Origin of the sequence: Nocardiopsis sp. NPDC057823 (assembly GCF_042797335.1) — a bacterium.
Classification (GTDB): Bacteria; Actinomycetota; Actinomycetes; order Streptosporangiales; family Streptosporangiaceae; genus Nocardiopsis; species Nocardiopsis changdeensis.
In genome coordinates this window covers 234,530-254,340 of record NZ_JBHVLR010000007.1, presented here as the reverse complement: position 1 = coordinate 254,340, position 19,811 = coordinate 234,530, and the positions used below count along the sequence as shown (strand labels likewise).

The 19,811-nt window shown below is 75.5% G+C and carries 23 protein-coding genes; 13 read left to right on the top strand and 10 right to left on the bottom strand.

Translation table 11 applies throughout. The features are described 5' to 3' along the window. Positions 1–55 precede the first annotated feature (55 nt). Positions 56–1,429, bottom strand: coding sequence for an NADP-specific glutamate dehydrogenase (gene gdhA / locus ACFVNO_RS15090; protein WP_378892908.1), 1,374 nt, complete (start codon positions 1,427–1,429; stop codon positions 56–58). A gap of 232 nt (positions 1,430–1,661) precedes the next feature. Between gdhA and ACFVNO_RS15085 the strand changes: the two genes are divergently transcribed. Beyond that, complete coding sequence (locus ACFVNO_RS15085; RefSeq protein WP_378892905.1) at positions 1,662–2,381, top strand: GNAT family N-acetyltransferase; 720 nt, start codon at positions 1,662–1,664, stop codon at positions 2,379–2,381. Further along, entirely contained in the window at positions 2,378–3,499 is a 1,122-nt protein-coding gene (locus ACFVNO_RS15080; RefSeq protein WP_355261321.1) for a Gfo/Idh/MocA family oxidoreductase, read from the top strand. Before ACFVNO_RS15085 ends, ACFVNO_RS15080 begins: the two co-directional genes overlap by 4 nt. Before the next feature lie 133 nt (positions 3,500–3,632). Here the strand turns inward: ACFVNO_RS15080 and ACFVNO_RS15075 are convergent, their stop codons facing one another. Continuing rightward, complete coding sequence (locus ACFVNO_RS15075; RefSeq protein WP_378892902.1) at positions 3,633–4,010, bottom strand: hypothetical protein; 378 nt, start codon at positions 4,008–4,010, stop codon at positions 3,633–3,635. 130 nt (positions 4,011–4,140) lie between these two features. Here ACFVNO_RS15075 and ACFVNO_RS15070 point away from each other — a divergent pair, with 130 nt between their 5' ends. Then, entirely contained in the window at positions 4,141–4,899 is a 759-nt protein-coding gene (locus ACFVNO_RS15070) for a phosphotransferase (RefSeq protein WP_355261824.1), read from the top strand. 13 nt (positions 4,900–4,912) lie between these two features. Here the strand turns inward: ACFVNO_RS15070 and ACFVNO_RS15065 are convergent, their stop codons facing one another. Beyond that, positions 4,913–5,476, bottom strand: coding sequence for a helix-turn-helix domain-containing protein (locus tag ACFVNO_RS15065; RefSeq protein WP_378892899.1), 564 nt, complete (start codon positions 5,474–5,476; stop codon positions 4,913–4,915). A gap of 41 nt (positions 5,477–5,517) precedes the next feature. Here ACFVNO_RS15065 and ACFVNO_RS15060 point away from each other — a divergent pair, with 41 nt between their 5' ends. Continuing rightward, a complete protein-coding gene (locus ACFVNO_RS15060) occupies positions 5,518–6,042 on the top strand; it encodes an N-acetyltransferase family protein (protein WP_355261330.1) in 525 nt (174 codons plus the stop codon). An 86-nt stretch (positions 6,043–6,128) separates the two neighbouring features. Further along, positions 6,129–7,094 carry an EamA family transporter gene (locus ACFVNO_RS15055; RefSeq protein ID WP_355261333.1) on the top strand — a complete coding sequence of 322 codons (966 nt, stop codon included), beginning with the start codon at positions 6,129–6,131 and terminating at the stop codon, positions 7,092–7,094. Between the two features lie 19 nt (positions 7,095–7,113). Here the strand turns inward: ACFVNO_RS15055 and ACFVNO_RS15050 are convergent, their stop codons facing one another. Then, positions 7,114–7,515 carry a DUF2784 domain-containing protein gene (locus ACFVNO_RS15050; RefSeq protein ID WP_378892895.1) on the bottom strand — a complete coding sequence of 134 codons (402 nt, stop codon included), beginning with the start codon at positions 7,513–7,515 and terminating at the stop codon, positions 7,114–7,116. Positions 7,516–7,644: 129 nt separating this feature from the next. On the opposite strand from ACFVNO_RS15050, the gene ACFVNO_RS15045 reads away from it, so the two are divergent. Further along, positions 7,645–8,478 carry a sugar nucleotide-binding protein gene (locus tag ACFVNO_RS15045; RefSeq protein ID WP_378892892.1) on the top strand — a complete coding sequence of 278 codons (834 nt, stop codon included), beginning with the start codon at positions 7,645–7,647 and terminating at the stop codon, positions 8,476–8,478. Positions 8,479–8,485: 7 nt separating this feature from the next. Here ACFVNO_RS15045 and ACFVNO_RS15040 read toward each other — a convergent pair whose 3' ends face one another. Further along, the gene (locus tag ACFVNO_RS15040; RefSeq protein ID WP_378892889.1) at positions 8,486–8,914 is read right to left on the bottom strand and encodes an HIT family protein; all 429 of its coding nucleotides are present in this window, start codon (positions 8,912–8,914) and stop codon (positions 8,486–8,488) included. Between the two features lie 175 nt (positions 8,915–9,089). Between ACFVNO_RS15040 and ACFVNO_RS15035 the strand changes: the two genes are divergently transcribed. The 3 genes from ACFVNO_RS15035 (at position 9,090) to ACFVNO_RS15025 (ending at position 12,102) form a co-directional block, all read left to right on the top strand. Beyond that, the gene (locus tag ACFVNO_RS15035) at positions 9,090–10,094 is read left to right on the top strand and encodes a DUF2804 domain-containing protein (RefSeq protein ID WP_220560993.1); all 1,005 of its coding nucleotides are present in this window, start codon (positions 9,090–9,092) and stop codon (positions 10,092–10,094) included. 338 nt (positions 10,095–10,432) lie between these two features. Then, entirely contained in the window at positions 10,433–11,989 is a 1,557-nt protein-coding gene (locus tag ACFVNO_RS15030; RefSeq protein WP_378892886.1) for a sodium-dependent transporter, read from the top strand. Continuing rightward, positions 11,989–12,102, top strand: coding sequence for a methionine/alanine import family NSS transporter small subunit (locus tag ACFVNO_RS15025; RefSeq protein ID WP_355261348.1), 114 nt, complete (start codon positions 11,989–11,991; stop codon positions 12,100–12,102). Before ACFVNO_RS15030 ends, ACFVNO_RS15025 begins: the two co-directional genes overlap by 1 nt. 92 nt (positions 12,103–12,194) lie before the next feature. Here the strand turns inward: ACFVNO_RS15025 and ACFVNO_RS15020 are convergent, their stop codons facing one another. The 3 genes from ACFVNO_RS15020 to ACFVNO_RS15010 form a co-directional block, all read right to left on the bottom strand. Beyond that, positions 12,195–12,740 (bottom strand): type 1 glutamine amidotransferase domain-containing protein, encoded by a 546-nt coding sequence (locus ACFVNO_RS15020; protein WP_220560990.1) that lies wholly within the window; start codon positions 12,738–12,740, stop codon positions 12,195–12,197. A 99-nt stretch (positions 12,741–12,839) separates the two neighbouring features. After that, positions 12,840–13,673, bottom strand: coding sequence for an SDR family oxidoreductase (locus ACFVNO_RS15015; RefSeq protein WP_378892882.1), 834 nt, complete (start codon positions 13,671–13,673; stop codon positions 12,840–12,842). A 224-nt stretch (positions 13,674–13,897) separates the two neighbouring features. Beyond that, positions 13,898–14,521: a helix-turn-helix domain-containing protein gene (locus ACFVNO_RS15010; protein WP_378892879.1), complete on the bottom strand. Its 624-nt coding sequence runs from the start codon at positions 14,519–14,521 to the stop codon at positions 13,898–13,900. A gap of 130 nt (positions 14,522–14,651) precedes the next feature. On the opposite strand from ACFVNO_RS15010, the gene ACFVNO_RS15005 reads away from it, so the two are divergent. Continuing rightward, the gene (locus tag ACFVNO_RS15005) at positions 14,652–15,392 is read left to right on the top strand and encodes a Clp protease N-terminal domain-containing protein (protein WP_378892876.1); all 741 of its coding nucleotides are present in this window, start codon (positions 14,652–14,654) and stop codon (positions 15,390–15,392) included. Between the two features lie 37 nt (positions 15,393–15,429). On the opposite strand, the gene ACFVNO_RS15000 is transcribed toward ACFVNO_RS15005, so the two are convergent. Next, entirely contained in the window at positions 15,430–16,203 is a 774-nt protein-coding gene (locus ACFVNO_RS15000) for a MerR family transcriptional regulator (protein WP_378892873.1), read from the bottom strand. A gap of 230 nt (positions 16,204–16,433) precedes the next feature. On the opposite strand from ACFVNO_RS15000, the gene ACFVNO_RS14995 reads away from it, so the two are divergent. Beyond that, on the top strand, positions 16,434–16,943 hold the full coding sequence (locus ACFVNO_RS14995; protein ID WP_378892870.1) for a GNAT family N-acetyltransferase: 510 nt from the start codon (positions 16,434–16,436) through the stop codon (positions 16,941–16,943). Positions 16,944–17,037: 94 nt separating this feature from the next. On the opposite strand, the gene ACFVNO_RS14990 is transcribed toward ACFVNO_RS14995, so the two are convergent. Continuing rightward, positions 17,038–18,411 (bottom strand): FAD-binding oxidoreductase, encoded by a 1,374-nt coding sequence (locus ACFVNO_RS14990; RefSeq protein ID WP_378892867.1) that lies wholly within the window; start codon positions 18,409–18,411, stop codon positions 17,038–17,040. Between the two features lie 149 nt (positions 18,412–18,560). Here ACFVNO_RS14990 and ACFVNO_RS14985 point away from each other — a divergent pair, with 149 nt between their 5' ends. Both ACFVNO_RS14985 and ACFVNO_RS14980 read left to right on the top strand, forming a co-directional pair. Beyond that, positions 18,561–19,304: an NAD(P)H-binding protein gene (locus ACFVNO_RS14985; protein WP_355261369.1), complete on the top strand. Its 744-nt coding sequence runs from the start codon at positions 18,561–18,563 to the stop codon at positions 19,302–19,304. 63 nt (positions 19,305–19,367) lie between these two features. Continuing rightward, the gene (locus tag ACFVNO_RS14980; RefSeq protein WP_378892864.1) at positions 19,368–19,778 is read left to right on the top strand and encodes a DNA-binding protein; all 411 of its coding nucleotides are present in this window, start codon (positions 19,368–19,370) and stop codon (positions 19,776–19,778) included. Positions 19,779–19,811 lie beyond the last annotated feature (33 nt).

Sequence of the window (19,811 nt, the reverse complement as noted above, 5' to 3'; positions counted from 1 at the left end):
TCGGAGCCCGTTCCCCGAACGTCCTCCCGTGCCGCCGGGCACGAACCGAGACCGGCTAGACGAGCCCCTGGGCGAGCATGGCGTCGGCCACCCGCTCGAACCCGGCCGCGTTGGCCCCCAGCACGTAGTCGCCCGGGGCGCCGTGGCGCTCGGCCGCCTCCTCGCAGCGGTCGTGGACGTCGGCCATGATGCGGGCCAGCTCCGCCTCGGTGTACTCGAACGACCACGACTCGCGGCGGGCGTTCTGGCGCATCTCCAGCACACTGGTGGCCACCCCGCCCGCGTTGGCCGCCTTGCCCGGGGCGAACAGCACCCCGGCCTCGCGCAGCACCCGCACCGCCTCGGGGGTGGTGGGCATGTTGGCGCCCTCCGCGACCGCCGCCACCTCGTTGCGCACCAGGGCGCGGGCGTCCTCGGCGTCCAGCTCGTTCTGGGTGGCGCACGGGAGCGCCACCGCGCACGGCACCTCCCACACGCTGCCGCCCGCCACGTACCGGGCGGCGCCGCCGCGCCGGGCGGGGTAGTCGGCGACCCGGCCCCGCTCCACCTCCTTGATCTGCTTGAGCAGGTCCAGGTCCAGGCCCTTCTCGTCCAGGACGTAGCCGCCCGAGTCGGAGCAGGCCACCACCACGGCCCCCAGCTGCTGCGCCTTCTCCGCCGCGTACAGGGCGACGTTGCCCGACCCCGACACCACCACGCGGGCGCCCTCCAGGGACCGGCCCCGGCGCTCCAGCATCCGCTGGGCGAACAGCACCGCCCCGTACCCGGTGGCCTCGGTGCGCACCCGCGAGCCGCCCCACTCCAGGCCCTTGCCGGTGAGCACCCCCGCCTCCCAGCGGTTGGCCAGGCGCCGGTACTGGCCGAACAGGTAGCCGATCTCGCGGCCGCCCACCCCGATGTCCCCGGCGGGCACGTCGGTGTGCTCGCCCAGGTGGCGGAAGAGCTCGGTCATGAACGACTGGCAGAACCGCTCGACCTCGGCGTCCGAGCGCCCCTTGGGGTCGAAGTCGGAGCCGCCCTTGCCGCCGCCGATGCTCATCCCCGTCAGCGCGTTCTTGAAGATCTGCTCGAAGCCCAGGAACTTCACCACGCCCAGGTCCACGCTCGGGTGGAAGCGCAGGCCGCCCTTGTAGGGGCCCAGCGCGCCGTTGAACTCCACCCGGAAGCCCCGGTTGACGTGCACACGGCCGCGGTCGTCGCGCCAGGGGACACGGAACACGATCTGGCGCTCGGGCTCGCACAGGCGCTCCAGGATCCCGGCCTCGACGTACTCGGGGTGCTGGACCAGCACCGGGGAGAGGGTCTCCAGGACCTCCAGCACGGCCTGGCGGAACTCCGGCTGGTCGGGGTCGCGGCGCACCACCCGCTCGTAGGCGGCCCGCACGGCGGGGTGGTGGTCGGCCAGGCCGGTGACGTGGACGTCGGACATGCGCAACGCGGTCCTCTCGATGGCGGCGCCCCGACGCCGGGCGGGGCGACCGCGACATGACGGGGTCGTGGCTGTTTCGGTGGCGTGCCATCGACGTTACACACGCTCCCACCGGCACCCCCGCCCCCGGGGTACCCCACGGCCGACCGGCCGGGACGGTCCCCCCGGTGTGGTCGAATGGCAGACACCAGCCCCAGGGGCCCCACCGGCCCCGCCCCGCGCGAGGAAACCGATGCCGAACCCGCCCGCCGCACCCCTGCCCGACCTCGTCCGCCGCTGGCAACGGGGCTGGGGGACGGCGCGCTCCCTGCCCGAGCCGGCCGAGGCCGACGGGGCGCTGCGCGTGCGCTTCGGGTTCGCGCACCGCCACTACGAGTACATCCTGCTCGACGCCGACGGCGCCCCCGACACCATCGCCGCCGCCGCCGAGCGCGTCCTGGCCTCGGAGCACACCGACTGGCTGACCGTGCCCACCGCCGCGCCCGACAAGACCGCGCTGCTGCTGGAGGAGGCCGGCCTGGCGGTCGACCCGGGCACCGAGACCCTCATGACCGCGGACCTGGACGAGCACCCGTCCCTGGACCCGCCCCGCCCCTACCGCGTCACCGTCGGCAGGGCCCGCGCGGTGATCCGGGTGCGGGTCTCCACCGCCCAGGGCGAGGAGGCCGCCACCGGGGTCATGGGCATCTCGGCCGACGACGCCGTCGCCGACTCCATCACCACCGAACCCGACCACCGCCGCCGCGGCCTGGGCGCGGCCGTGATGTCGGCCCTGGCCGGGCACGCCCGCCGCGCGGGCGCCGTCCACGGCCTGCTGGTCGCCTCCCCGCAGGGGCGCCACCTGTACACCTCCCTGGGCTGGACGCCCCGTGCCACCGTCCTCATCGCCCGCACGCCGCCCGGAAAACCCCGCGCGCCCGGCCCCGGCCCTGCCCCATCATGGGCGCCATGACAGACCCTCTCCGCCCCGGAACAGCCGTCCCCTCCGCGCCCTCGCCCGCGCGGGAACCGTCCGCGCGACCCGTGCGGATGGGGGTGGTCGGCCTCGGGCAGGGGCTCCACCTGGCCCGCTGGGCCCGCAGGGTCGGCATCGACGTGGCGGCCGGGTGCGACACCGACCCCGCCGCCCGCGAACGGGCCCGCGCCCACCTGCCCGGCGTCCCGCTGGGCGGGCACTGGCGCGACCTGCTCGACGCCGACCTGGACGGGGTGCTCCTGGCCGACGACTTCGACACCCACGCCGCACCCGCCCTGGCCTTCCTCGAACGCGGCGTCCACGTCCTGTCGGAGACCGCCGCCTGCACCGACGCCGAGCAGGGGCGCGCCCTGGTCGAGGCCGCCGACAGGTCCCAGGCCACCTACTCCTTCGCCGAGAACTACGTCCTGCACCCGCACGTGCGGGTCCTGCGCCGGCTGGCCGCCGAGGGCGCCCTGGGCCGGATCTCCCTCATCGAGGCCGACTACCTGCACGGCATGTCACCGGAGGCGGTCCGCGCCCTCACCGGCGACCCCGCGCACTGGCGCGGCCGCATCCCCTCCACCGCCTACTGCACGCACTCGCTGTCGCCGATCCTGGCCGTCACCGGGGCGTGGCCGGTGGAGGTCACCGCGTTCCCCGTCGACACCGCCGACCCGCGCCGGGCCGCCGTGATGGCGGTGCGCCTGTCCACCGGCGCCCTGGCCCTGACCCGCAACGGCTTCCTCCAGGGCGAGTCCGACGCCCACTGGAGCCGGATGTCGGTGCACGGCACCCTGGCCGCCGCCGAATCGGTCCGGGCGGCCGGGGAGCGCGCCTGGTCGGTGCGGGTACGCCGCGAGGGCTGGACCCGCGACGACGGCGCGGCCCACGAGGAGGAGCTCACGGCCCCGCCGGTGCTGCTGGACGGCGCCCCTCTCGCCCGGGGGGAGGAGGGCACGGTGCTGATCCTGCGGGGGTTCCGCGACACGGTCGAACACGGCACCCCGCCCCCGGTCGGGGCGCGCGAGGCGGTGGCCGCCTCCCTGGTCGGGGTGGCCGGCGCCCGCTCGCTGGCCGAGGGGTCGCGGCCGGTCCCCGTACCGCTGCCCTGACCCCGCCCGGCCGACGGCCCCCGGCCTCCGTCCCACCCGCGTGCGCGCGGGACGGACGGAGCAGGGTGCACGCCGCACCGCCACGAAGGAGCGGCCGCCCCGTGCGGGCGGCGGGCCCGGCCGGGGCGGGGGATCACCGCCGCCGCGGCGCCCCGCGCAGCCGGGAGCGCACCCGCTCGGCCCGTTCGTCCGCGGCCCCGTCGCCCCTGGCCGAGCGCCGCCCCATCTTGTACAGGACCTCGGTCGCCAGCGGCACGTCGGGGGCCTTGGCCCAGCGGGCGCGCCGGTTGCGCTCGACGCGCTCCTGCACGTCGGCGCCCGCGTCCAGGTCGGCGGTGGTGCGCCCGCCGGACAGGGCCACGGCCTCCGCGCGCCGGTTGCGGCGCGAGACCCGGCTCTTGGCGCGGGGGACGCCCTTGCGCGAGGCCTTGTCGTTCTCGCCGTACCGGTTGCGGCGGTCACGGGTGTAGGACAGCAGCTTCTCCTCCTGCGGAGAGCGGCGGCGGGTCATGGGCCCTCCCTTCGTTCGCCATCTGCCACCGATCCTGTCCCCCGCCCCGGCCGCGGCGCCACCGGTTTTCCCGCCGCCGGGCCCGTGCGAGGCTGGGCCCGTGAACGACCCCCTCCCCCTGCCCGGCGGCATGATGAACACCGTCACCCGCCGCGGCGACCGGGTGCTGCGCACCGCCCCCGCCACCGCCGCCGCCCTGCACCCCCACCTGCGCGCCCTGCCCGGGGCCGGGTTCGACGGCGCGCCCCGCCCGCTGGCGCTGGGCCCCGACGGCCGGGAGGAGCTGGGCTTCGTCGAGGGCGAGGTGGCGCTGCCCCCGTTCCCCGCCTGGGTCGCCGACGACGCGGTCCTGGCCTCGGCCGCCCGCCTGCTGCGCCGCTACCACGACGCGGCCGCCCGCGTCCCCGTGGACACCGCCGCGCCCTGGCCCGCCGACCTGGCCGACCCGCACGGCGGACCGCTGCTGTGCCACAACGACCCGTGCGTGGAGAACCTCGTGTTCCGCGGGCGCAGGGCGGCCGCCCTCATCGACTTCGACCTGGCCGCCCCGGGCCGCCCGCTGTGGGACGTGGCCGCCCTGGCGTACTACATGGGGCCCACCCTGCCCCCCGAGGCCGCGGCCGGGACGGTCTGGGAGGGCCTGGACACCGCCCGCCGCCTGCGAGTGGTCGCCGACGCCTACGGCCTGTCCGGCGCCGACCGGGCCCTGCTGCCGCGGACGGTGGAGGACTACCTGGCGGTGGCCCGGGCGTTCGTGGCCGGGCGGGTCGCCGCGGGCGACGCGGCGTTCGTCCGCGCCCACGCCGGTTCCGGCGGCTGGGAGCGCTGGGACCGGCGCCGCGACCGGCTCGCCGACCAGCGCCCCCGCCTGGTCCGGGCGCTGGCCTGAGGCCGGCCCCCGGTCAGGGGGTGCGGCGGGTGACCGCCACCAGGTAGCGGCACTCGCCCCGCCCGGGGTTGTGGAACTCGCAGGGGGCCGCCGAGCCCAGCCGCAGGCAGTCGCCCTCCCCCAACCCGTGCACGGCCTCCCCCTCGGTGAACTCCAGGGCCCCCTCCAGGACCCAGATCTGGTGGTGGGTGAAGGCGTAGGCCTCGGCGGGGAAGGCCACCCGCGCGCCCGGCGGCAGGTGCACCTCCACCAGTTCCAGGCGCCCGCCCGAGGCGGGCGAGACGGCCCGGCGGGTGTAGCCGGTGTCGGGGTCGGTCCACACCGGCTGGTCGGCGCGCCGGACCAGCCGGCGCTCGCCGCGCTCGGCGTCGGCGATCAGCTCCGACAGGGTGATGCCCAGGGCCGCCGACAGCCGCCCCAGCAGGGAGGCGGTGGGCTGGACGTCGCCGTTCTCGATCCGGCTGATCATGGTCCGGGAGACCCCGGACAAATCGGCCAGGGCGGCGCCGGTCAGGCCCCGGTCCGAGCGCAGGCGCTGGAGGGTGGTGGCGAGGGCCACAGAGAGGTCATCGCTCATGGTGTTCACTATAGTGAACATATTCGTTTAGCATCCTCACTATGAACGCGATGCCCGCCCTCCACACCGTCCGTGACGCCACCCCGGCCGACGCCGCCGCCTGCGCCGACATCTACGCGCCCTACGTCACCGACACCGCCATCACCTTCGAACTGGAACCCCCCACCGCCCGGGAGATGGCCGCCCGCATCGCCACCGCCCAGGACCGCCACGCCTGGCTCGTCCTGGAGGACGCCGAGGGCACCCTGCTGGGCTACGCCTACGGCGGCACCTTCCGCACCCGCGCCGCCTACGACCGCTGCTGCGAGGTCAGCGTCTACCTCCGCCGCGGCCTGCGCCGCACCGGCGCCGGGCGCACCCTGTACTCGGCGCTGCTGCCCCGCCTGGCCGAACGCGGCATGACCCGCGCCATCGCCTGCATGACCCTGCCCAACGACGCCAGCCTGGGCCTGCACCGCGCCCTGGGGTTCACCGACGTCGGCGTCATGCACCGGGTCGGCCGCAAGCACGACGCCTGGCACGACGTCGCCTGGGCCGAACTCGACCTCACCTCCCCGAACACCTGACCGGCCCGCCCCGGCGACACGGGCCGCTCCCCCCTCCCTCTATCCTCGAAAGATCCCACCTTTTCCGCGCCGCCCCGGGAGAGCCCGTGCCCCCAGCACCCGCCCGCCACCGCCCCACCGGCCTGGCCTTCGCCCTCGCCTCGGCCCTGGCGTTCGGCGGCTCGGGCGTCTTTGCCCGCCCCCTCCTGGACGCCGGCCTGGACTCGGTCCACGTCACCTGGCTGCGCCTGGCCGGGGCCGCCCTCCTGCTGCTGCCCGTCGCCGTGCGCCACCGCCGCCTGCTGACCCGCCGCCCCCTGCTCATCCTCGCCTACGGCGTGTTCCCCATGGCCGGGGTCCAGGCCCTGTACTTCGCCGCGATCGCCCGCATCCCCGTCGGCATCGCCCTGCTCATCGAATTCCTCGGCCCCGTCCTGGTCCTGGTCTGGCTGCGCCTGGTACGCCGCACCAAGGTCCCCCCGGCCGCCGTCGTCGGCGTGATCATGGCCGTCACCGGCCTGGTCCTGCTGCTGGAGGTATGGGCGGGCATGCGCCTGGACGCCGTGGGCGTCGGCCTGGCCCTGGGCGCGGCCGCCGCCCAGGCCGCCTACTTCCTGCTGTCGGACCGCACCGGCCAGGACGCCGACCCCCTGGCCGTCATCGCCTTCGGCTCCCTCACCGCCACCGTCCTGCTGCTGCCCCTGGCCCGCCCCTGGTCCATGGACTGGGAACTGCTCGCCACCACCACCGCCCTGGGCCCGCTGCCGCTGCCCGGCTGGTCCCTGGCCCTGTGGCTGGGCCTGGTCTCCACCGTGATCGCCTACTTCACCGGCATCGCCGCCGTACGCCTGCTGTCCCCGCAGATCGCCGGAGGCGTCGCCTACCTGGAGGTCGTCACCGCCATCGTGCTCGCCTGGATCCTGCTGGGCGAGGCCCTGGCACCCGTGCAGATCCTCGGGGCGGCCGTCATCGTCGCCGGGGCCTTCATCGCCCAGACCGCCGTCCCGGGCACCCCCGAACCCCCCGCCCCCGCGGAGCCCGCCGACCCCGACCGGCCCGCCGCCCTGGCCTGACCGGCCGGGCCGGCAGCCCTCAGCCGCCCCCGCCCACCGCGAACGTCTCCCGCCCCCGGGCCGCACGGCGCCGCGCCGACCACCAGGCGCCCGCCCACGAACAGGCGACCACCGCCGCGATCACCACCCGCGACGTCATCAGGTGCTCGCGCGGGTACAGGGTCCCGGTCAGGTAGAAGTCGATGAACCCCGACTCCATCACCGCTCGCCCGGTCGCCGCCCGCGACCAGTTCTCGATCTCGGTCAGAAAACACGGCCAGTCCACGATGACGATCCCCAGCGCGTAGGCGGCCACCCCCAGGTGGACCCAGAACAGGCGCGGACGCCACCAGGCGGCGAAACCGCCCAGGACGACACAGGCGAAGAACACGAAGTGCAGGGCCGCGGCGGCGTACCCGGCCGCGAGGACGAGGGAGGTCATGCCCCGAAGCTACGCAGCCGTCGGCCCCCCGCCATCCGCACGCGTACTCACCCCGCCTGAGCACCCGTACTCATCCGCACCCGCGCGCCCGCCCTGCGGCCCGGCCGCCCCCCGGTAGCGTGTGCGTCCATGACCACCGCACCCTCCCTCCTCGTCCTGGGCGCCAGCGGCCACCTGGGCGGCGAGGTCGCCCGCCGGGCCCTGGCCGCCGGCCACCGGGTGAGCGCCACCTCCACCACCGGCGCCCCCGCCGCCCCGGGCATCGCCTGGCACGCCCTGGACCTGCGCGACCGCGACGCCGTCACCGACCTGGTCCGACGGGTGCGCCCCGAAGCCGTCGTCAACACCGCCTACCGGCAGGGCGACTGGGCCGTCACCGCCGACGGCGCCGCCCACGCGGCCCTGGCCGCCGCCGCGGCCGGCGCCCGCCTGGTCCACGTCTCCAGCGACGCCGTGTTCTCCGGCACCGCCCCCGCCTACCCCGAGACCGCCCTCCCCGACCCCGTCAACCCCTACGGGGCCGCCAAGGCCGCCGCCGAGACCGCCGTCAAAGCCCTGCACCCCGACGCGGTCATCGCCCGCACCTCGCTGATCATCGGCGGCAACGGCTCCGCCCACGAACAGCGCGTCCACCACCTGGCCGCGGGCGGCCCCGGAGCCCTGTTCACCGACGACGTCCGCTGCCCCGTCCACGTCGGCGACCTGGCCGACGCCCTGCTGGAACTGGCCGCCTCCGACCGCACCGGCGTCCACCACCTGGCCGGACCCGACGCGCTCAGCCGCCACGCCCTGGGCGTGCTCATCGCCCGCCGCGACGGCCTGGACCCCGACCGGCTGCCCCGCGGCCGCCGCGCCGTCTCCGGCCCGCCCGGCCCGCTGGACGTGCGCCTGGACTGCACCGCCACCCGCGCCGTGCTGCGCACGCGGCTGCGCGGGGCCCGCGCCTTCCTGGCCCCGCGCTGACCCGTCCTCACTCCCGGGGCACCAGGGCGCGCAGCCGGGCCGCCTGCCCGTCCAGCACCGCCCGGTCGGCCTCCTCCCACACCGCGTGGATCGAGAAGGGGTCCCCCGCGAACCGGGGGAAGACGTGCAGGTGCACATGGAAGATCTCCTGCCCGGCCGCCTCACCGTCGGCCAGGAACAGGTTCACCCCCTCGCACCGCACCGCGCCGCCGCGCAGGGCCGTCCCCACCCGGCGGGCCACGCTCCACAACCGCGCCCCGACCGCGTCGTCCAGTCCGCCCAGCTCCGCCACGTGGGCGCGCGGCACCACCTGCACGTGCCCCGGCGTCACCGGGTACAGGTCCATGAACGCCACCACCAGGTCGTCCTCGTAGACGGGGCTGGACGTCAGCCGGCCGGCCGCGATACCGCAGAACTTGCACTCGTCGTCCGTCAAAGGACCTCCTCGTGGGCCGAAGACCCGCGGCGGGGGCGCCGCGGCACCACCACCGTCGCACGCGCCCCCCGCCGGGCACCACGCCTTTTCGGCTTCACCGCGCCGCACCGGCCCCGGGCGCCACGGGCCCCATGGCTCCTACCGCCGGCGGCCGGTGCCGCCTATGCTGCCGGTCATGCCAACGCACGAGCGGGAGATCACCGCCCCCGTCGACCTGTGCACACCCCGGGGCCGCCTCGACCCCCGGGCCGTGGGCTGGTCCCGCACCCCACTGCACACCACCGCCCTGCCCCGCGGCCGCGGACGCCGCAAGAAATGGGAGTACTGGTGCGTCCTGACCCCCACGCACCTGGTCGCCCTCACCGTCGCCGACCTCGACTACCTGTCGCTCACCTCCGTCTACCTGCTGGAATACGGGGGAGTGGAGACCGGCCGCAGCCACCTGGGCCCGCTCGGGCACGGGGTGCGCCTGCCCGACACCCTCAACGCCGGACCCACCACCGCCCTGGGCCCGGTCCGCGCCCGCATCACCCCCGGCCCCGACGGCGACCGCCTGCGCTTCGCCTGTGACACCCCCCGGGGCCGCCTGCACGCCGACCTCACCGTCGGCCTGCCAGAGGGGCACGAGACCATGAACGTGGTCATCCCCTGGAGCCCCACCCGCTTCCAGTACACCTCCAAGCACACCGCCCGCCCCGCCCACGGCACCGTCCGCCTGGGCGAGCGCACCCTGGACTTCTCCGGCGGCTGGGGCGTCCTGGACCACGGCCGCGGCATCTGGCCCTACGACACCCTCTGGAACTGGGGCGCCGCCGCCGGAGTCACCGACTCCCACACCGTGGGCCTGCAACTGGGCGGCCGGTGGACCCGGGGCACCGGCCTGACCGAGAACGCCCTGTGCGTGGACGGCCGCCTGACCAAGGTCGGCGAGGAACTCCAGTGGGACTACGACCCCGACGACGACTCCTCGCCCTGGTGGATCCGCTCCCCCTCCGGGCGGATCGACCTGGTGTTCACCCCCTTCCACCGCCGCCTGGACCGCACCGACGCAGGGGTCCTGGTCAACGACACCCGCCAGTGCTTCGGCCACTACACCGGCACCGTCCGCACCGACGACGGCACCGAGATCTCCGTGGACGGCCTCACCGGCTTCGCCGAACACGTGCACATGCGCTGGTGAAACCCCGCGCCGCTCCGGGCGCACCGCCCCCGGCCGGGCTACCGTCGGCGGTGTGAACGACCCGTGGACCCGCCCCCGCGCGAACGCCCGCGGCACCGCCGTGCCGCGGGCACCGGCGGGGCGCCCCGGGCCGGCACCCGAACGTGAGCCCACCTGAACACCGCCCGTAAGGAGCGCTCACCCCTGCGGCACAGGCGATCCCGACGTGGACGATCGAGCGCCGACCCCCCACGCAGGCAAGACGAACAGCCGACAACCGGTCCTGGAACATGCCGTTTCGTCCAAATCCTGCTAGCGTGCGGGACGCGCAACGACAGGCACGATGAGGAGACCTAACCATGGCCCAACAGACGCGCGAGCAGTGGGGAACGCGCGCGGGGTTCCTGATGGCGGCGATCGGATCCGCCGTCGGGCTCGGGAACATCTGGCGATTCCCCTACATCGCCTACGAGAACGGCGGCGGGGCGTTCATGGTGCCCTACCTCGTCGCCCTGCTCACCGCCGGCATCCCGCTGCTCATCCTCGAGTACTCGATCGGCCACAGGTACCGGTCCTCGGCGCCCCTGTCCTACCGGCGGATCTCCCGGCCCGCCGAGGCCATCGGCTGGTGGCAGGTGGCCATCTGCTTCGTGATCGCGGTCTACTACGGCGCGATCATCGCCTGGAGCGCCTCCTACGTCTGGTTCTCCATCACCGGCGCCTGGGGCGAGGACCCCAACGCGTTCTTCTTCGGCGACTACCTCCAGATGAGCGAGGCCCCCGGCGGGATCACCGGCTACGTGCCCGCCGTCGCCTGGCCGCTCATCGCCGTGTGGATCGTGGTCCTGGCCATCCTGGCCCTGGGCGTCCGCAACGGCATCGAAAAGGCCAACAAGGTCTTCATCCCGCTGCTCGTGGTCCTGTTCCTCATCCTCGTCATCCAGGCCCTCACCCTGGACGGCGCCACCACCGGCCTGGACGCCCTGTTCACCCCCGACTGGAGCGCCATGGCCGACGGGAGCGTGTGGGTGGCGGCCTACGGGCAGATCTTCTTCTCGCTGTCCATCGGCTTCGGCATCATGGTCACCTACGCCTCCTACCTCAAGCGCAAGGCCGACCTGACGGGCTCGGCCATGGTGGCGGGCTTCGCCAACAGCTCCTTCGAGCTGCTGGCCGGCATCGGCGTGTTCGCCGCCCTGGGCTTCATGGCCACCGCCGCGGGCACCGCGGTGGACGAGGTCGCCACCTCCGGCATCGGCCTGGCCTTCATCGCCTTCCCGCAGATCATCTCCACCCTGCCGTTCGGCGGGTCGCTGTTCGGCGTGCTGTTCTTCGCGTCGCTGGTCATCGCCGGACTCACCTCGCTGATCAGTATCGTCGAGGTCGTCGTCTCCGCCGTCCAGGACCGCGTCGGCCTGGGCCGCCTCCAGGCGGTCCTGATCGTCGGCGGCCTGATCGCCCTGGTGTCGATCCTGATCTTCCCGACCCACCAGGGCCTGCACTACCTGGACGTGTTCGACCACTTCATCAACCAGTACGGCATCGCCCTGGCCGCCCTGGTGGTCCTCATCGTGTTCGGATGGGTCCTGCGCCGCCTGCCGGCCTTCCAGGAGCACGCCAACAGCGTGTCCTCCATCCGCCTGGGCCGCTGGTGGCGCATCACCCTGGCCGTGGTCACCCCGGTCCTGCTCGGCTTCATGATGTGGGACGCGCTGCGCACCGAACTGACGGAGAACTACGCCGGGTACCCGACCGGGTTCCTGCTCACCGCCGGGTGGGGCGTGGCCATCGGCGCCATCGTCGTCGGCGCCGTCATCGCCCTGGTGCCCTGGAAGCGCGCCGACCAGATGGCCGCCCACGACCGCGAACGCACCGAGGGGACCGGGCAGGTCCACAACAAGGAGGAGGGCCACTGATGTCGGCCAGCGCGATCACCATGATGGTCATCTCCATGGCACTGCTGTGGGGCGGCCTGATCACCGCCATCGTCCACCTGCGCCGCCACCCCGAGGTCCCCGACCAGGACTGACCCGCACACGGCGCACACGGGGGCGGGGCCCGCACCGGGCCCCGCCCCCGCACCCTTCCCCCACCCGGGGCAGCCCTCCCCGGGCCCGGACCTCAGGCCCGGGACAGCTCCCGCACGATCCGCTCGCAGAACGCGGGCAGGTCGTCCGGATTGCGGCTGGTGGTGATCCCGCCGTCGGTGACCACCTCCTCCTCCACCACGTTCCCCCCGGCGTTGCGCACATCGGTGCGGATGCTCGGATACGACGTGAGCGTGCGCCCGCGCACCAGGTCGGCCTCCACCAGCGTCCACGGACCGTGGCAGATCGCCGCGATCGGCCTGCCCGTCGCCGCGAACTCGCGCACGAACCGCACCGCGTCGGCGTCGGCGCGCAGGTTGTCGGGATTGACGGTGCCGCCGGGCAGCACCAGGCCGTCGTAGTCCTGTACCGACGCCTCGGCCACCCGCCGGTCCACAGCGAACCGGTCGGCCGGCTCGATGTCCCCGTTCATCGCCTGGATCTCGCCATCCTTCAACGAGAGCAGCTCGGTGACGGCACCGGCCTCCTCCAGCGCCCGGCGCGGCCGCTCCAGCTCGACCTGCTCCACACCGTCCGCGGCCAGGAACGCCACCCGCCGCCCGCTGAGCACGTCCGCCATGGTCCTCTCCCCCTTCGGTCATCGGATCGGGCCGCACACCGCGCGGCACCGTGGTCACCGCCTACCCGCCCGGCGGGGTCCCTCACACCCCCGGGCGCCTCAGCCCTTGCGCCAGGTCGCGTCCTCCAGGGCCCCCGCGGCCTGCGGCCCCATCAGGGACAGCCCCCCGTCCACGAACAGCGAAGCCCCCGTCACATAGGACGACCCGGGCCCGGCCAGGAACGCCACCGCCTCGGCCACCTCGTCGGCGTGCCCCGGCCGCGGCAGCGGGTACCCCGCGCGCGAGTCCAGCCGCGGCTCCTCCTCGTGCTGCCCGGTCATGGGCGTGGCGATCTCCCCCGGCGCCACCGCGTTCGCGGTGATGCCGTACAGGCCCAGCTCCAGGGCCAGGACCCGGGTGAGCATCCGCAGCCCGCCCTTGGCGACGCAGTACGCCCCCGCCGTCACCCGCGGGTACTCCTCGTGGACGCTGGTGATGTTGACGATGCGCCCGCCCCGGCCCGCGTCGCGCATGTGCTCCGCCGCGATCCTCGCGCACAGGAAGGGCGCGTCCAGATCCACCGACAGGACCTCGCGCCAGCGCTCGTAGCCGGTGTCCAGCAGGTGCTCGCCCGAACCGGTGCCCGCGTTGTTCACCAGGACGCCCACCCCGCCCAGCTCCCCGACCAGGTCGGCGACGGCCTCCGAGCCCCGCACCGGGTCGGCCAGGTCGTGCCTGCGCACCGCCACCCGCCGTCCGATCCGGCGCACCTCCTCCTCGGTGCGCCGCACCCCCTCCTCGTCGCTGTGGTAGGTGACGCCGATGTCGAAGCCGTCCCGGGCCAGGCGGACCGCGGTCGCCCTGCCGATACCGCTGTCGGCACCCGTCACCACGGCCACCCGGTCGTAGTCGTCGAACGCGCTCGCCCCCGCGATGCGGTCGTCCCGTGCCATGTCTCCCCCTCACCTGCGCCGGTGCACACGTTCACGGGGGCGGCTACCCGGCCCCGGCCCGCGCCACACCCCGGCCCGCCGCACGCCGACACCGCCGGGGGTACAGCCCACCGCGTCGCGGCGGCCGGCAGGGCCACCGCCCCAGGACGAGGACCTCCACGACGACGGTGCCCACCGGGACCTCCCCTTTTCCGGCGAACGGCTCTCGAGAGGTCGGACGCCCCTCACCGCCCCCGCGGTCCCCCCTCCTCCCCCTCGTCCTCACGGCGCCCCTCGGTGGGGCGCACCCGCACGTGGGCGCGCTCGCCCTGGGGCCCGAACAGGCCCAGGTAGGAGACCGGCCCCGGGCCGGGGTTGAGGAACCCGTGCGGGATACGGGTGTCGAACTCGGCGACCTCCCCCTGCTTGAGGACCATGTCGTGCGGCCCCAGCAGCAGCCGCAGCTGCCCCTCCAGCACGTACACCCAGTCGTGGCCCTCGTGGCTGCGCTGGTCGGCCTCCACGTGCCCGCGGGGCGGGGGGATGGTGATGCGGAACGCCTGGATGCCCCCGGGGGTCCGCGAGAGCGGCAGGTACTCGACGCCGTCGCGGGTGAAGGGGCGCAGCCGCACCCGCGGGTCGGCGGTGTCGGCGCCCACCAGCTCGTCCAGCGGCACCCCGTGCACCCGGGCCAGCGGCAGCAACAGCTCCAGGGTGGGGCGGCGCCGCCCCGACTCCAGGCGCGACAGGGTGCTCACCGAGATCCCGGTGGTCTCCGACAGGCCGGCCAGGGTGATGCCGCGGTCGCGGCGCAGCTCGCGCAGCCGCGGCCCCACCGCCGCCAGCACCGGGTCGAGTTCGTCGTCCATGGGCGTCAATCTGCCACAGGCGGGACCGCCGGAGAAGGAAGGGCCCCACTGGGGGCCGCAAGGGGGTTGGACCGGATCCCAGTGGGGGTATGTAAGGGGTTACATCATACCCCCATCGAAGGGAGTTTCGATGCCCAAGGTCAACGTCTACCTCCCCGAGGACCTCGCCGAGGCGGTGCGCGAAAGCCGCATCCCCGTCTCGGCCGTGTGCCAGCGCGCCCTGGAACAGGCGGTGCGCCGCCTGGCCGCCGCCCGCGAGGCCCTGCGCGGCCCCGTCCGCGGCCGGGACCTGGACGCCCACCTGCCCCTGTTCACCCCCCGGGCCCGCACCGTGCTGCGCCTGGCCGCCGACCGCCCGGCCCCCGGAACCCCCATCACCACCGCCGACCTGGCCGCCGCCCTGGTCCAGGAGGGCGGCAACCTCGCCCTCCACGTGCTGGGGGCCATGGAGATCACCCCCGCCGCCCTCACCGCGGCCCTGGCCGGATGCGAGGCGGCCGAGGAGGAGGGCCCCAGCGCCCCGCCCGCCTTCAGCTCCCCGGCCGTCCACTGCCTGGAGGCCGCCCTGGGCGAGGCCACCGCCCTGGGGCACAACTACGTGGGCTGCGAGCACCTGCTGCTGGGCCTGGTCGCCGAGGAGGAGGGCGCCGGCGGCGCGGCCCTGCGCTCGCTGGGCGCCGACCCCCGGGCCACCCGCCGCGCGGTCACCGCCGCCCTGGCCGGGTACGTCCACCTGCGCTCCCAGCAGGCCGCCGACCCCGGGCAGGGGCCCGCCGAAGCGCTCGAGGCCCGGCTCACCCCGCTGCTGGCCCGCATCGAACGCCTGGAGGAACGCCTGGACACACAAGGCCGGGACACCCCCACCCGGTAGGCGGGACGCCCCCGCGGGGAGCCGATCCCGCCGCGGGTCAGGGCCCCTCGGCCTCCAGCAGGTCCAGGTAGTCCTGCAGGCGCGCCACCCCCGCCGCCAGGGCGCGGGCCCTGGCCGCCAGCCCCTCCTCCCGGCGGCGCAGCGCCCCCTCCAGCGCCTCCCCGCCGCCCGAGGCCCGCAGCTCCTCCATCACCGGCGCGATCTGCCCCAGCCCGTACCCGCCGCGCCGCAGCTCCGACACCACCCGCACCTCGCGCACCTGCTCGGGCCCGTACACCCGGTACCCCGTCCGCGGATCCCGCACCGGCCGCACCAGCCCGACCCGCTCCCACACCCGCAGCGCCGAGGCCCGCACCCCCACCAGGCGCGCCACCCCGCCGATCCGCAACGGCCCCTCCGCCTCCCGCGCCCGCACCCCCGCCAGCACCGCGGGCGCCTCGCGCCCGCCCGCACCGGCGGCCGCGGCCACCGCCGCCAGCGCACGCGCCGCCTCCCGCACCGCGCCCCGCTCCCGGTGCGCCCCGGCGAAGGCCGCCTCCACCGCCTCCAGCGCCGCGTCCGCCCCACGCGCGTGCAGGACCCGCAGCACCTCACCGGCCGCCATCACCCCCATGCCCGGGGCCAGCGCACGGTAGGCCACCAGCGCCGCCAGGTGCCGCTCGGTGAACCGCCGCTGCCCCGACCCCGTCCGCCGCGCCGGCGGCAGCACCCCCGAGGCCTCGCAGTCGCGCACCGTCTGGGCCGACACCCCCACCGCACGGGCCAGGTCCACCGGCCGCAGCTCCCCCCGGACGACCCCTCCCGCCACCACGGCCTCCCCCTTCTCACCCGCACCACCCCGCCCACCCGTGTTACCGTGGTCGGCGCTCCGAACGACGGTACCGACCACAGGAGCCGGGCGGGGCCCACGCCCCGGGCGCACACCGCCCCGCCACGTCCACACCTTCGGGGTCCCACCCGGGCCGCCCCGGGACCGCGGCACCGCCCGCGCACACCACCGGCGCACGCAGGGACCGGACCCCCTCACACCCGAGGCCCACCGTGAACACCGCCTGGAACACCCGCGCCGAGACCCCCGCCGACACCGCCGCCGTGCACGCTGTCAACGCCGCCGCGTTCGACACCCCCGCCGAGGCCGACCTGGTCGACGCCCTGCGCGCCGACCCGGCCTGGATCGAGGGCCTGTCCATGGTCGCCGTCACCGACCGGGGCACCGTCGCCGCCTACGCCCTGCTCACCCGCTGCCACATCGGCGACTCCCCGGCCCTGTGCCTGGCACCGTGCGCCGTCCTGCCCGAGCACCAGCGCACCGGCGCCGGATCGGCCGCCATCCGGGCGGTCCTGGACGCCGCCCGCGCCCGCGGCGAACGCTTCGTCACCGTCCTGGGCCACCCCGGCTACTACCCCAGGTTCGGGTTCGAGCGCGCCTCGACCTACGGGATCGGGCTGGACATCGAGGTCCCCGACGAGGCCCTCATGGTCCTGTCCCTGGACCCGGCCCACACCCCGCCCGCCGGGACGATCCGCTACGCCGCACCGTTCGGCATCTGACCCCGCACACCGGCCCGCACCCGGTCGGGCAGCGCAGTGGTCGGACCACACAGGGTGTGCGGGGGCGCCGCCGTCCCCGCACACCCCTCCGGGGTCAGGCGAACACCTTGCCGGGGTTGAAGATCCCCGCCGGGTCCAGGGCGCTCTTGACCGCCCGGTGCATGCCCACCACGTCCTCGCCCAGCTCCTTGGCGGCCCCGCGCATCTTCAGCAGGCCCACCCCGTGCTCGCCGGTCACCGTGCCGCCCAGCGCCAGCGCCTCGTCCACGATCACCTCGAACGCCTCCTTGGCCCGCTTCTTCGCCGCCTCGTCCCCGGCCGGGACGATGAACAGCGGGTGCAGGTTGCCGTCACCGGCGTGCGCGATGTTGCCGATGTGGGTGTCGAACCGGCGGGCCGCCTCCTCGATCCGCGCCAGCATGTGCGGCACCTGCGCCTTGGGCACGCACACGTCCTCGGTCAGCAGCGGCCCCAGCCGCTCCAGCGCCGGGTAGGCCAGCCGCCGCGCCGCGAACAGCGCCTCGGCCTCCTCGGCGTCGGTGGAGCGCACCGCATAGGCCGCCCCCTGCGCCTCGAAGCAGCCCAGGATGGTGTCGGCCTCCTGCTCCCCGGCCGCCCCGGGCTGGTCGCTGCGCGCCAGCAGCAGCACCTCCCCCTCCGCCGACAGCCCCATGTTCTTCCACTCGTCCACGGCCTGCAGGCAGAACCGGTCGATGAGCTCCAGCGCCGAGGGCACCACCCCCGACGCCGCCACCGCCGCCACCGCCCGCCCGGCGTCGGTGAGGGAGTCGAAGTAGCCCACCACCGTGTGCTCCACCCCGGTGCGCAGCGGCCGCATCCGCAAGGTCACCTCCGTGACCAGGCCCAGCGTGCCCTCCGAGCCCACCATCAGCCCGGCCAGGTCGTAGCCGGTCACCCCCTTGGCCGTGGACCGGCCCAGCCGCACCACCTGCCCGGTGCCCACCACCGCCTCCAGGCCCAGCACGTAGTCGCGGGTCACCCCGTACTTGACACAGCACAGCCCGCCCGCGTTCGTGGCCACGTTGCCGCCGATCGTCGACCAGGGGGCCGAGGCCGGGTCCGGCGGATACCACAGCCCGTCGTCGGCGACCCTGCGGCGCAGGTCGTCGTTGACCACCCCCGGCTGGACGACGGCGCTCTGCTGGACCGGGTCCACCGACAGCACCCGGTCCATGCGCTCGAAGGAGACCACGACCCAGCCGTCGACGGCGTTGGCCGCGCCCGACAGGCCGGTCCCGGCACCGCGCCCCACCACCGGCACGCGGTGCTCGGCGCACAGGGCCACCACCGCGGCCACGTCGGCGGTGTCGCGCGGGCGCACCACCGCGGCGGGGGTGCCGTAGGGCGCCCACTCGGCCTCGTCGTGGGCGTAGCCCTCCATGATCTCGGGGTCGGTGACGACCTGGTCGGCGCCGATCGCGGCGGCCAGGCTCTGGGCGATGGACATGCTCCTCCTCGGTGCGCGGGCGCCGGCCCGGATCGGGCGGCGCTGACCAGCACCCTAACGACCCGGCTCCGGCCCTTCGCCGCGCGGTGCCCCTGCACCGGGGGGCCGCGGTGCTAGCGTCGCCAGCGGCGGCGGGAAAGGAGCGGGCGATGGCGGAGATCCTGGTCACCGGGGGCACCGGGACCCTGGGGCGGCCGGTGGTGGAGGGGCTGCGGCGCGCGGGCCACGGGGTGCGCTCGCTCAGCAGGCACCCGCGCCCCGACGACCCGCTCTCCCACGCGGTGGACCTGCGCCGGGGCACCGGCCTGGACGAGGCGTTGGAGGGGGTGGACACGGTGGTCCACTGCGCCACCGACCCCCTGGGCGGCGACCTGAGGGCGGCCGCCCGCCTGATCGGCGCGGCGCGCCGGGCCGGGGTGGGCCACCTCCTCTACATCTCGATCGTGGGCGTGGACCGTATCCCGCTGGGCTACTACCGCGCCAAGTACACGGTGGAGCGGGCGCTGGCCGCCTCCGGGCTGGGGTGGACGGTGCTGCGCACCACCCAGTTCCACGACCTGGTGGCGTCGCTGTGCGCGCGGGCGGCCCTGCTGCCGGCGGCGCCGGTGCCGGACGTGGACGTGCAGCCCATCGCGGTGCGCGAGGCGGCGTCCCGGCTGGTGCTGCTGGCCCAGGGGGAGCCGCGGGGCCGGGTGGACGACATGGGCGGCCCGGCGGTGGAGCCCTTCGCCCACCTCATGGACGCCTATCTGCGCTCGCGCGGCCTTGAGCGGCGCACGGTACCGGTGCGCCTGCCGGGGCGGGTGTTCGCGGCCTACCGGGCGGGGGAGCACCTGGCCCCGGACCGGGCGGTGGGCACGGTGACCTTCGCGGACTTCCTCGCCCACCACTGAAATGAACACATCGTTGAAAACCCCATGTTGACATCGTGGGGTCGTCCCCGTCATGCTGGCCCCATGACCACACCCGACCTCACCCCGCCCGACCCCGAAAAAGCCCGCAAACAGCGCACCTACCCCGCACTCACCCGCCTCACCGAACGCCACGCCACCGGCGAGGACCGCATCCGCTGGGAGGCCGACACCCGCCCCATGGCCCCCCTGGACGCCCTGCGCCGCACCGCCGACCTGGCCGCCGGCAGCGCCGAACCCGACACCGGCGAACCCGACGTCGACCACGACGACCTCATGGCCGCCCTCACCCTGCTGCCCCTGGCCCGCGCCGAATTCGACCGCCTCGAACTGAGCCTGCTCCACATGGCCAAAGGACGCGGCATGACCTGGCAGGACATCGCCTTCGGCCTGGGCCTGGGCTCGGCCCAGGCCGCCCGCCAGCGCCACGACCGCCTCACCCGCCGCACCGACTGAAACCCGGGCGGGGGCCCGGAACCACCCGGGCCC